We start from the raw sequence: 11,967 nt of genomic DNA on the forward strand, positions 1-11,967 counted from the left end.
TATGGTCAATTTGTAGTGGATCCACTCAGTTGCATATCAGTTAGAGGCTAAACTTTGATTTAGTTTATTAACTAAATTGTGCATACTTAAACAATCAAAAATGTACATTCTATCGTTGACATTTACAGTGTTCCTTGGTGCTAGACTAAGGCAGGCATAAGGACGTGGCTGTCTTTGCCACAGAAGGTCAAAAAAAGGATGAGTAAGTTGTTTTAACTTACTCATCCTTCGATAAATAAATCAGTTATTGGTTTAGAAACTTAACACACACTGCTTCTGGTGCGTAGACATCCTTTTGCAGTAACGATAATTTGCCTGTCTCTTTATCACGAGAAAACAACACCAATGTATTAGATTTTTGATTTGCAGCGATCAAGAATTCACCAGAGGGGTCTATGGCAAAATCACGTGGCCAATTCCCTTCGGTCAAAGTCCAATCCACAAATGTAATATTACTTTCCTCAGATACACTAAAAATTGCAATACTATTATGACCGCGATTCCCCGCATAGACAAATTTTCCATCTGGAGAAATATGTATCGCACTACCATCATTGACACCATCAAAATCTGTTGGAATAGCAGCAATTGCTTGAACTTGTTGGAAACTCCCGTTAGCCTCATTAAACTCAAGTACAAGTACCTCTGAGCTAAGCTCCGTCATCACGTATGCAACTTTACCATTCGGATGAAACGCTAAGTGTCTTGGCCCACTGCCAGGTTTTGTTACAAACTCATTTGCTAACGAAAGCTTTCCATTGTCAACTGTATAAGTAGAAATTGTGTCGCTACCTAGATCAATGGCAATGGCATACTTTTCATCTGGAGAAAATCCCGCAAAATGCATATGTGGCTTCTCTTGTCTTTCATGTGGACCATTACCATTATGTTTAGCAACATCAGCTAAAACAACTGAACCGTCCTCATTAGTTACATAGGACTCTACCTTTGTTGTATGATAATTAGCTGTTAATACAGTACTATTATCACTTTTCACACTGACATGGCATGGTGGTGCACCTTCTGATGCTTCGCTATTTAGTAAAGCTAATTCTCCATTTTCGTCGTCAATGGAAAAAGCGGTAACACCACCCTTGTCCCCTTCTTTTGCGACAGCATAAAGAAATTGGTTATCTTTACTGACTGTTAAGTAAGTAGGATTATTGAGTTTTGCAGTAAGCTTTACATCTGTGATTTGACCTTTTTCTTTATCCAGTTTAAACGAGTATACCCCCTGACTTGCTTCTTTTGTATATGTACCTACGTAACCGATTATGTTGTTTGCCATTCTCTCTTTCCCCTCCTATTCAAGATTGTGTTCATTATATCAAACAATATAGGGTTTGAACGAAGAAGAATTATTATTAATCCAAGTATTGTTCACAAGCCTCTATACATTCTTCAATATCTCTTGCTGCCTGTTCTAGTTTTTGCTTGGAATATTCGTTTTCAAGATAGCTCATTGCTTTTTTTAAATACGTTAACGATTCCTCACAACTTTCGATGCAACACTTTAATTCGATACTGTCCATTTTTAATACCTTCCCATCTTTAAGAAAAGGCAGACCCTTAAAAAGAGCCTACCTTCTGCTTACATTTATTGAGAACTATACGGTGATTGAAATTGGTTTTGTTGTTGATTTTGTTGTTGACCTTGGTTACCTGTTGAACCAACAAACGGCATGAACGCCTGAGCCATTGATCCAACACTTTTCCCTCTAGTCATACTATAGTACGCAGCAGCACCAATCCCTACAGATGCTAACAACGGTACCATCATTCCCTTTTGATTTGCCATCCTGTTCACCCCCTAAATTGTCTGACACTACTACTTTTTCCTAACAAGACAAAAATAGTGGAGTTACATTTTGGATAGTTTGGCAAGAATTTATTAATGACTATTCAAAAGACAATTTAACTGGAAGTACATTGGTAATTGCTTCTAAATAACAATTTTTCTGCTCATTATTCATCCATAAATGAATGCTCCCCGAATCACTTGCCGTTCTTATTAATCGACCAATCCCTTGTCTTAACCGAAGTAACATATAAGGAATGTCCACCTCTTCTTCCGCGTTATTTACATGTGAACGTTTCGCCTTAAAGACAGGGTCATTTGGTGGAAAAGGAGGTGATGTAATTAAGACTTGCGTAAGAGCATCACCTGGCACATCCAATCCTTCCCAAAGGTTGTAAGAGCAAAGTGTAGTTTCCTGATTGGCTTGGAAATAGCTAATGGATTCACTTATTTCTCGGTCTCCCTCATAAATCAGCTCGATTTCCCAATCTTGTTTAGAAGCCCACACTCTAAACTGGTTCATATCTTCCTTGGAAGCAAATAGTACTAATGAACGCCCCTTATTATTCTTAATTTCCTCTTTAATTTCCATGAATTTAACGGCTTGGTTCATTTCGATGTGCCCTACAACGGTCATGTTTTCCTCATAATCAAAGGGCGATGAAACAGTAAAGGACTCGTATTGTTCAATTCCTAAGCTAGTAGCGATATAGGTGAAATCTTTATCTTGGGACAAGGTTGCCGATGAAAAGATAAACGGAATTGGTTGATTAAACACCTCTTCCTTCAAAATCTGTTCGACTAATCTTGGCATAATAACAAGAGAAGTTTGTTCCTTGTCTTCTTCTAACCAAAAGATCCCTTGGTCACTTTTTAGCAGGATGGACAACCCGTACGAATAAAACTCCAAATATTCTTCAATAATTTTTATATGATAAGCATCAATTGTAAATAACTCTGAATCAAACACAAGCTGCTCAAGCAACTCATGAACAAGACGCTCCAATTGTTTTACTTGGTCAATTGCTAGGTCTTGGTAAGCAATTTCCTTTCGATTGGAACCCTTTACCGATTTAGCAGCTTTACTCAGATGGGTAAACCAATTTTCATTAACAGTTAAGATATCCTCAATCAAGTATAAGGATTCTTCACGAACATCCTGACTCATATACCCCGTTAAGATGGTATGTAAGGCTAAAGCGTTAAACCGATATGTTAATCCCTTTTGAGCAGCAAACTCTAACAAATGCCCTTCATCGAATACAACACAACTTGGTTCAGGCAATAGCGGCATTTGGCCTTCCCTTTTCCGCGATTCTTTCGTCCAAACGTGCTCCATATAAAAGTCATGGGAGCAAATGATTAAGTCTGTTGCATGGCGGTAATAGTCACGATTTAACGTTTGACTACTTCGGTGACGCCATTCACAAGTAGAACATTGTTGTATCGGATCCCAACCAATTTTTCCCCATTTTTCATCAGATAGCCAAGGGTATTCCTTTCGATCACCATATCGTTCAAAAGATTGCATCGATGTTCCTTGATCAAAGACAAAATCTGGTATTTGGTCATGAACCCGGATAATATCCTCATCGTCAGTTTTATTAGCAAGAGGATCTAATTTCTTCAAACAAACATATTGCTCCCGAGCCTTAGCAAGTCTCACATCAATGGTTAATCCCAATGCTTTTTCCAGTTTTTCAATATCACCATTTTTTTTAACTAGTTGTTCGATTAACGTTTCATCCGCACAGGAAATAATTGCTGGTTTCCGTTTATATCGTGCATAGCAAATTGCATACAATAAATAGACGAACGTTTTGCCAGTACCTACGCCCGCTTCTGCAAATATAGTTGTTTTATCCTTAAAAGCCTTTTCTAATTGATAAGCCATAAAGATTTGTTCATCACGGAGCTCATATCCTTGTTCTGGTAAAATGTCATAAAAAACATCGCCAATGTACTCACCTAGGCGATCGAAAAAGTTTTCTGTTTTTGAAATTGTAAACGGTAATGCATTTGTCATGTACTATTAATTTCTCCTTTAATATAAAAGTTTTCCCTTATCATATCAGAAAATATAGAGTTGTTGTCGATATTTGCCTCATCTGACTACTTCTTGTTTATCCTTTACTTATTCATCTTTATTTAAATTTTTTTTAGGAGCAATATAAAAAGGCACCTGAAAAACAGGTGCCTTACCCTTTTTGTGGCGAAAACCGTTGACCACATTCAACGTTTAGCTTTAAAAGCATATTTTCGACTTATACAAAATAGCTCATCGCAGATTTATAATATACCATGTTGCTTTACCAATAGCAATGGAAAAATTTACTCCTGTCTCCTTCTACATGTATCTTCTATTTCTCATTCTTCGTCTCATCATCAACGAAACAATCTTATCCTCTGTTTGTCTTGAGGGTCTCTTACCGGCTATTCCACCAATTTGTTTTACTACTTTTCGAAGGTGTTTCTCATCGTGTAAATTACTCTTCTTAACGGTATCACCTAATTTTAACATTCGTCGCATATCAATACCGGTCTTTTTTTCGATATTTTTAATAAATGGATGGTGATGGTCCACCCTTACCCACCTCCTTATTAAAAGTATTTAGAAAAGCGCATCTCAATTCTTAGAAGTGTTCCTTGGGGCTAGGCGCTAAAGCTGTCGCTTGATGTTATCTACGTTTGTATTTTTTGCTTATTCTTATCTTGTATGAAAAAGCAATCCTCGAATAAGAGTGATTGCCTTGTTATTTTTTCTTTATAAACTTTGTAACGTATGGTCCTACCTGATCATAGATTTGTTTCACTTGTTGGGCAGTCGTTGTTATTTTATCTATATCTAGTGAACCATCTTCTGTGCTGAATTTTGAGATAAGTCCTTTAATATTTGAATTTGGCTTTTTTGGTGCTGGCCCCATCGATGGACGAGGATAGTTTGGATGAGGCGGAATTGGGCGACGTGGTCTTGGTTGGTACATCATCAAACACCTCCTGATTTCTTTTTTGCTATTTTATGAATTAATCTTGCATCGTGTTTGGGTTGACTACAAAAAGGGCAGACGTACGTACACTTTTGTCCAGTACATTTTTTAAAAGGTGCACAAATAAGTGTAGAAAAGTAATAATTCCTACCCTTTCTACACTCACTTGCAAACTAATTATTTCAACATTTTTTTAATCGTTGACTCATTTACTTTGTTTTTAACTAGCATGTTTACAATCATATCTTCAGTAGTTTTTGGTACCTTCTTACCTGCAAGTTTTCCAACTTGTTTTACTAATTCTCGAGCGGTTTTTTCATCATTTATATTCTTTCCTTTGAAAGAATTTGCTAGTTGAGAAGCTTTTTTGATATCAACGCCAGTCTTTTTCTCTACATTTTTAAACATATCGTTACTCATCTTCCAACCTCCTTTTATTACTACTGTATGAATAATTTTGGCAATTGGTTGGATGGATGACTAGAACTGGATCATATTGGGTGAATGACCTAGTGATTACCATCTTTGCTATATAAATCCTGCTTAAGACCTCAAGAGAGTAGGCGCCCGGAGCTAGACAGCTCTTGGATCTTTTTCTTATCTTTTAAAAAAAATAAAATCTTTTTTACCAACTAAGGTACCTTGCTTTTTTCCTTATTATAGAGACAGTTAAATGCGGAGGTCAGTGACAGAATTATTATTATACATTTAGGCATCTGCCCTTCCAGTAACATATTTTTCCCATAGGATACTAGTAAAGCACAAGGCAATAAAGCAATAATCAAACCAAACAACAATTACTTGTAAAGAAGACGATCTACTAAAATCAAAGAGTAAATCTTAATTTGAAAAATCTGAACCATCACAAATTAAATATCTTGTCTAATTAAAGCGCCTTTTTTCATCACAAGTAGGCGTGTAACTGAAACAGATAAACGATAGCATCATAATCTGTAGTAAACAGCCAAAAAGGAGGTGTCTTTAAATGGGTTTCTTTAACGGATACGGAGCTGGCTATGGCGGCGGTTATGGCTATGGCGGCGCTGGTTATGGCTATGGCGGCGCTGGTTATGGCGGTTATAGCTATGGCGGCGGATTTGGTAACAATGGTTTCATCCTACTAGTTGTGCTATTTGTCCTTCTAGTCATTGTTGGGAACAACTACCCAATGGGTGGGGACTATTCTTAATAGAAGATTACTAGCCCATTGTAGACAAATCATTCACACAGTAAAAGGGGGGTGACTGATTTGAGTTACTTCGGCGGAAATAATGGTTTCATTCTATTAGTGGTATTGTTCATCCTACTAGTAATTGTAGGTAACAACTATCCAACAGGTGGTGACTATGGTTGGGGCTACTAATTCCCCTTCCACTTAGTCACTTTGATAACAAAATTTTTTAAGGAGGTCATTCACATGAGTAACTTCGGTGGCAACAATGGTTTTATTCTGTTAGTGGTGTTATTTGTCCTATTAGTAATTGTTGGGAATAACTATCCAATGGGTGGGTATGGTTATTAATTAACCCAACCGCTCACAATTACAGAGTGAATTTCTATTAGCCTATAGAAAACACTCCTTTCCTTTAAAAAGAGATAACAACATTACAATTTGTCAGAGGGAGACTTTATCGTCCATCCTCTGACAGTTGTGATTGTTTGTTTAAAGTGTTGTTGAATAAAATAGAGTAATCATGTCTTTCTTGTGAAAGGAAAGGCCTTCCACTACTTATTAGACATCCATAATGGTATAGTTAGTACGTTTTTTCATACCAAACTTTAGCTGCTTCTACTTCGCTACGCGTTAACTGATGGCCATTGTTTTCCCAATGTACTGTTACATCAGCACCACTAGATGACAATAAACCCTCTAGGTCAATTGTTTCTTGTTCCGTACATAGTGGATCGTTATGACCGGCAGATATAAAGACAGATACACTATTTAAATCTGGTAAATCAATACCTCGACGTGGCACCATTGGGTGATGTAAAATGGCACCTTTTAAGGAGTCTTTATAGTGAAACAGTAGGCTACCTGCAATATTTGCTCCGTTAGAATAACCTAGTGCAACGATATTGTTTTGATTAAATTGATACTCTTCACTAGCCTTTGATAAAAATTCATGTAACTCTTTTGTCCGAAAGATAAGATCCTCTTCGTCAAACACGCCTTCAGCTAACCTTCTAAAAAAACGGGGCATCCCATTTTCTGAAATATTTCCACGAACACTGAGAATAGAAGCAGTTGGATCAATTATTTCTGCTAGTGGTAGCAAGTCTTGCTCCGTTCCACCTGTTCCGTGTAATAATAACAACGTAGGTTTTGCAGGGTCTGAACCTTTTTTAAAAATATGCTTCATAGCTCCTCCTTCTATTCACCTGATAAGATGTTAAACTTTTATCTTGGATTCAAGGTAATTATAGTATTTGAAAATTCAAGCTGTCAACCCTATTTAACTAAGGCGAGCTCAAGAATTTTTTCTTTCTTATCCTTGAAAAAAACAACTGCCAAGATATCCTCCGGGCAAGTCTTGGTACCATTAACGAGCAATGAGGACTTTTAATTGGTCCACATTTACCTCTTCGTTAACCGTTTCTCCATATTTGATTTGCTCATAAAGTTCGTTTAATACATTTAATTCTTTTTCATAACCGGGAACCATTTTGATAATTTCACTTATTGTTTCTCTAATTGTTAGAGACGGGTGATAAACATATCCATTGTTCACCTGTTCTTTTACCAACTCTCGATAAAGATAACGGATTTTTTGTTCTGTACTCAGTTGTTGCCAAGTTGGTTTTCGATGATAAATGGTTCGAACTGCACGTGTAATTTTATCTTTTTGTTTCGCAACAAATGTATCCCAATCAAATATGCTTTCTTTCTCATCTATATAAGATTGGTCAACTTCTTCTTCCTTTCTTTGTCCTAGCAATTGATTTGCAAATCGGCTTATCCAATTAGTCACCTTTTTTATGATTCGGCGAAATCGTTTTGCTAACATATAGATGAGAAAAAGGGCAAGACAAATTAACCCAACCGCTACAACAGCATACATGATTTTTTCAAACCAAACAGCGATTAATGATGGCTCTGCTTTTTCTGTTCCCAAAATATCTGGTTGTTGTGCTTTAGGTGGTTGCTCAGGTGGCGACTCATCATTTCCATTTAATGTAAGTAACCACACAATTCCTTTGATTGTTTGATAGATAGCTTGCTGAATAAATGCCTGAATCGCCTGTAAATTAGCTACCAGTAAAGCAAATACAATGGTGATGATTATAAATAATCGGTTTTGTCTTATCACGTTTTTGGTTAACATCGGCCTTGCCTTCTTTGAGAGCGTTGCAGCCTTCAAGTGTTCGTCATTTGCACTAAGTAGAGTAACGATTAACAGGATAAACCCTGCAAAAGAAACAATCGATAAATAATTTACTAATTCTTCTTTATACCGAAATACTACATATCCAATCACATATATTGGTAAACCTATCACCCAAAGATAAGAGCTAGGAAATAGTTCCTTTTTATCGTACACGGCATACCGACTAGCACGGTAAGTTAAGGTGAATCCCAATACTAACGCTACTATGGCAGTTAAAATAGACGAAAACAACAAGAATAGTGAAAGCAGTGTCATGAACAAAGAAAAGGCTACATATACCCATTCCTTTTTCTGCTTTATGAATAAACGAAACAATAGACCAGTCATCATTAAGACAGGAAATTGTAGGAGCCATACAACTAGTTGATATTCTTGTAAAAGTACACCTATCATCAAGATTACTGGGAAAAGGACAAGAAACTCTACCAATGCCTCTAACGTTCGACTAAAGATATTACGCATAGCGCTCACCTAACTCTTCCACATCCATTTCCTCCAACAATACCACTTCGACAGAATTACCAAGACCCTCCAACTCATAAATATGTCGAACCATTTGCTCTGTTTTTCTCGATGTTAAGATTAAAATATCATGGTTTTGGATTTGTCTATTTATATCTTCAAGAAGAAAATAATTAAAGTTTCGACTGCGATCCATGCTAATTTTTGCCATCGTATCTAAAATAAATTCTAATTGGTTTTCACCGTTACTAGGCTCAATTCGGACGGATGCTTTCCTTTTATCAGTTGGATTACTGTAAGGTGGTACAAGGTATCCATTACACCCAAAACCAGTACTGACCCCGTTACGAAGAGAATATTCTGCAATGGAGGCAGCATAAGAAATTGCTCGCTCTATAAACGCAGGGTTTTCAATTGGTAGCCAAATATCTTCTGTTTGATCAAAATTAACATAGATTAATAAGTGATGATCAGCAGTAAAATCCTTTTTGTTCACTTGGAAACGTCCAGCCCTGGCAGTTGCCTTCCAATTTATCGTCTGTAATGAATCACCATTTTGATAATCTCTGATTCCTGCATTAACAAACGGATCCTCAACAATCCATCTTTTCACGAAAATCTCACCTAAAAAACTATGAGAAGGAAGGGGAATTTCTTCTATAGGCACTAACCTTGGATAAACTGCAACAGAAGTTTTTGCCTCCATGCTTTGGAATTTCTCTGAAAAACCAAACGGGTCACCAATTGACATGGATACGGTGTCAAGTTGATAATAGCCTCGTTTCGTACAGGTCAAAAAATGTTTTCTAGTAATCTTTTGATATGGAAATAAACTAAAGATTGTACGATGAAATACCTCATTTTCAACTTGAGCACCTTTATCATCTTGGTTTTGAAACAAAAAATTGGCGTTCATTTTCGACTCTAAGCGCAGCCATGGAAGAGGTAATAATTTGCGGTTTGAGATCTCATCAATCATTTCAATCTCTTCACCTTCAAAAACTGCTGTACGGTTGAATGACCGACTATAATATATGTTCGCAAATCCCCATTTCTCATACATTCTACTTTGGATGAAGATAAAGCAGATGGTTATCACTATGATCCAACCGATATTCATTTGGCAACCCATTCCTTTGTCGGATCATCGGCAGGAACGGTAACAAGGGTTAGAATTTCTTCTAGGATGCTATCGATTCGATTTTCTCTAGAACCCATTCTCTGTTTCACTTGAATTCGATGACCTAATACAGCCTTAACCATCTGTTTAACGTCGTCTGGGATAACATACGTACGCCCTTTGATTGCAGCGTAAGCTTGGACTGCTTTCAAAAGCGCCTGACTTCCTCTTGGACTTACACCTAATGCAATAGATTCGTTTTGTCTCGTTTGTTCAACAATATCAATAATGTATCCTAGGATGTCGTCGCTGACATGAACATTCCGATAAATATGTTGGGCTTCTAATAGTTCTTCTTTAGTAACTACTGCTTCTATTTCTTCTAACGGGTCTTTATCTTTAAACCGCTTCAATATGTCGATACTTTCTGACTTTGTCGGATAGCCTAATTTAACTTTCAATAAGAATCGATCTAATTGTGCCTCTGGTAGTGGAAAAGTCCCCTGATTTTCCACTGGATTTTGAGTAGCAATTACCATAAAAGGCTGATCTAATTTCCTCGTTTCCCCGTCTACCGTAACTTGCTTTTCTTCCATGCTTTCTAGCAAACTGGATTGCGTTCTAGGTGTTGCCCGGTTTATTTCATCTCCGAGCAAAATGTTTGAAAAAACCGGACCAGGTCGAAATTGAAACTCTCCTTTTACCTGGCTAAAAAAGTTAATCCCGGTAATATCTGTTGGTAATAGGTCCGGGGTAAATTGAATCCTATTAAATGTACAGGATAACGACTTAGCCATTGATTTTGCTAGTAACGTTTTCCCCATGCCTGGTACATCTTCTAATAAAACGTGACCAGAAGCTATTAATGACACTAATAAGTGATCAATGACCTCTGTTTTTCCTACAATTACTTCGGATATGTTTTTTCTAACTTTTTCAGCTAGCGTTTGAATTTCGGTTAGTTCCACTTTTAATCCCCCTCTTTGTTATCGCTTTCAATTCCTATTCAACATACTTGTAAATTATTAACAGTCTTCTAAATAGATTTGACGTAAATTGTTAAAATCCTCTTTTCTAATCGATTTTTGTCCTTTTAAGTTTATCCTAGATAAGGATTATGAAAATTTCTAGGATATTTAATTTGATGTACTAGCCATTAATCACTTACTATTAATATAATATAAAAAAAGGGAGATGATTAAGCTGTTTGGCGAACAAATTTCAATTAAACTTGAGCTTTCTGCACGAAGAGCTTTAAATATTAAAGAAAAGAATGGAATGGGTGGTATTTTTTCCGCAAATTATATTGAGAAACATAGAGGAGCCTTTACTGTCCTTTGTGCTGCATTAGCTCCCTACTACCTTAACTCTACAGAAGAGCAACGCAAGACATTAGATGAGATGATCAATAGGTACCAAATTTTAGAAGAAGACTGTAGTTCTGAGGAATATTTCAAAACAACTAATCGCGCTGCCGAAGAATTAAAAAGTTTATTAAATGATTTAGGTGTCCAAGACGCTGAATAGTTTGGCCAATTATTTAAGTAGTATTATCTGCTTAGATAACCATCGTTAAGGGGATTTGCGATCATGAACTTTTTACCACTATCAATTGACTTATCAAATAAACAGGTACTAGTTGTTGGCGGAGGGAAAATAGCTGAAAGAAGAATTAATAAGCTGATTGATGCTCACGCTGACATAACCGTTATAAGCCCTACAATAACGGATAAACTTTTGCCATTAGTTAACCAAAACATAATTAAATGGAACAAAAAAAAGTTCGAGCCTAAAGATTTAACAGACGCTTTTCTAGTGATGGCTGCCACAAATGATTCCGTCATTAACAAACAAGTAGTTGATGCAACACCAAATCAAACGCTAATTAATGTCGTTGACAACCCTAACCTTGGCAACATCCAGTTCCCAACCCATTTTCGTCGAGGAAGATTATCCATTTCAATTACAACTGATGGAGCAAGTCCAAAATTAGCAAAAAAAATAAAAAATGAACTTGCAAAAACATATGACAGTCGTTACGAGCTATATCTTGATTTCTTATTCAATGCAAGGCAATTAATTAAGAAAGCCAACATCAACAAGCAAGAAAAGGATATATTATTAGAACAATTGTTGGAAGATAAATTCCTTCACAAAGAGCGTCAACAAAAACATCTTCATTGGCTTACCACATTATTTAAAAAATAGATTACC

The 11,967-nt window shown here is 36.5% G+C and carries 16 protein-coding genes; 5 read left to right on the forward strand and 11 right to left on the reverse strand.

Annotation, left to right across the window (positions count from 1 at the left end):
- Positions 1 to 244 precede the first annotated feature (244 nt).
- The 7 genes from NC799_RS13770 to NC799_RS13800 all read right to left on the reverse strand — a co-directional run bounded on the left by NC799_RS13770 (position 245) and on the right by NC799_RS13800 (position 5,205).
- On the reverse strand, positions 245 to 1,288 hold the full coding sequence (locus NC799_RS13770) for a lactonase family protein (RefSeq protein ID WP_272447022.1): 1,044 nt from the start codon (positions 1,286 to 1,288) through the stop codon (positions 245 to 247).
- 76 nt (positions 1,289 to 1,364) lie between these two features.
- Entirely contained in the window at positions 1,365 to 1,532 is a 168-nt protein-coding gene (locus NC799_RS13775) for a hypothetical protein (protein ID WP_272447023.1), read from the reverse strand.
- A gap of 65 nt (positions 1,533 to 1,597) precedes the next feature.
- Entirely contained in the window at positions 1,598 to 1,798 is a 201-nt protein-coding gene (locus NC799_RS13780; RefSeq protein WP_272447024.1) for a hypothetical protein, read from the reverse strand.
- Positions 1,799 to 1,898: 100 nt separating this feature from the next.
- A complete protein-coding gene (locus tag NC799_RS13785) occupies positions 1,899 to 3,824 on the reverse strand; it encodes an ATP-dependent DNA helicase (RefSeq protein ID WP_272447025.1) in 1,926 nt (641 codons plus the stop codon).
- 321 nt (positions 3,825 to 4,145) lie between these two features.
- Complete coding sequence (locus NC799_RS13790; RefSeq protein WP_272447026.1) at positions 4,146 to 4,382, reverse strand: stage VI sporulation protein F; 237 nt, start codon at positions 4,380 to 4,382, stop codon at positions 4,146 to 4,148.
- 169 nt (positions 4,383 to 4,551) lie between these two features.
- Positions 4,552 to 4,785, reverse strand: a complete 234-nt coding sequence (locus NC799_RS13795; protein WP_272447027.1) for a YppG family protein — start codon at positions 4,783 to 4,785, stop codon at positions 4,552 to 4,554.
- Between the two features lie 177 nt (positions 4,786 to 4,962).
- Complete coding sequence (locus NC799_RS13800) at positions 4,963 to 5,205, reverse strand: stage VI sporulation protein F (protein WP_272447028.1); 243 nt, start codon at positions 5,203 to 5,205, stop codon at positions 4,963 to 4,965.
- Between the two features lie 565 nt (positions 5,206 to 5,770).
- Here NC799_RS13800 and yjcZ point away from each other — a divergent pair.
- Genes yjcZ through NC799_RS13815 form a run of 3 tightly spaced genes read left to right on the forward strand, consistent with a single transcriptional unit; the run spans position 5,771 to position 6,307 of the window.
- Positions 5,771 to 5,974, forward strand: a complete 204-nt coding sequence (gene yjcZ, locus NC799_RS13805) for a sporulation protein YjcZ (RefSeq protein ID WP_272447029.1) — start codon at positions 5,771 to 5,773, stop codon at positions 5,972 to 5,974.
- 60 nt (positions 5,975 to 6,034) lie between these two features.
- Positions 6,035 to 6,148: a YjcZ family sporulation protein gene (locus tag NC799_RS13810; protein ID WP_272447030.1), complete on the forward strand. Its 114-nt coding sequence runs from the start codon at positions 6,035 to 6,037 to the stop codon at positions 6,146 to 6,148.
- 54 nt (positions 6,149 to 6,202) lie between these two features.
- On the forward strand, positions 6,203 to 6,307 hold the full coding sequence (locus tag NC799_RS13815) for a YjcZ family sporulation protein (protein WP_334313866.1): 105 nt from the start codon (positions 6,203 to 6,205) through the stop codon (positions 6,305 to 6,307).
- 232 nt (positions 6,308 to 6,539) lie between these two features.
- Here the strand turns inward: NC799_RS13815 and NC799_RS13820 are convergent, their stop codons facing one another.
- The 4 genes from NC799_RS13820 to NC799_RS13835 form a co-directional block, all read right to left on the reverse strand.
- A complete protein-coding gene (locus tag NC799_RS13820; RefSeq protein ID WP_272447031.1) occupies positions 6,540 to 7,145 on the reverse strand; it encodes an alpha/beta hydrolase in 606 nt (201 codons plus the stop codon).
- Positions 7,146 to 7,325: 180 nt separating this feature from the next.
- The gene (locus tag NC799_RS13825; RefSeq protein ID WP_272447032.1) at positions 7,326 to 8,633 is read right to left on the reverse strand and encodes a hypothetical protein; all 1,308 of its coding nucleotides are present in this window, start codon (positions 8,631 to 8,633) and stop codon (positions 7,326 to 7,328) included.
- Positions 8,626 to 9,753, reverse strand: a complete 1,128-nt coding sequence (locus NC799_RS13830; RefSeq protein ID WP_272447033.1) for a DUF58 domain-containing protein — start codon at positions 9,751 to 9,753, stop codon at positions 8,626 to 8,628. Before NC799_RS13830 ends, NC799_RS13825 begins: the two co-directional genes overlap by 8 nt.
- Positions 9,750 to 10,721 carry an AAA family ATPase gene (locus NC799_RS13835; RefSeq protein ID WP_272447034.1) on the reverse strand — a complete coding sequence of 324 codons (972 nt, stop codon included), beginning with the start codon at positions 10,719 to 10,721 and terminating at the stop codon, positions 9,750 to 9,752. Before NC799_RS13835 ends, NC799_RS13830 begins: the two co-directional genes overlap by 4 nt.
- A gap of 226 nt (positions 10,722 to 10,947) precedes the next feature.
- Between NC799_RS13835 and NC799_RS13840 the strand changes: the two genes are divergently transcribed.
- Both NC799_RS13840 and NC799_RS13845 read left to right on the forward strand, forming a co-directional pair.
- Positions 10,948 to 11,280, forward strand: coding sequence for a hypothetical protein (locus NC799_RS13840; RefSeq protein WP_272447035.1), 333 nt, complete (start codon positions 10,948 to 10,950; stop codon positions 11,278 to 11,280).
- A gap of 63 nt (positions 11,281 to 11,343) precedes the next feature.
- Positions 11,344 to 11,961 carry an NAD(P)-binding protein gene (locus NC799_RS13845; RefSeq protein WP_272447036.1) on the forward strand — a complete coding sequence of 206 codons (618 nt, stop codon included), beginning with the start codon at positions 11,344 to 11,346 and terminating at the stop codon, positions 11,959 to 11,961.
- Positions 11,962 to 11,967 lie beyond the last annotated feature (6 nt).

Origin of the sequence: Aquibacillus salsiterrae (genome assembly GCF_028416595.1) — a bacterium.
Lineage (GTDB): Bacteria > Bacillota > Bacilli > Bacillales > Amphibacillaceae > Aquibacillus_A > Aquibacillus_A salsiterrae.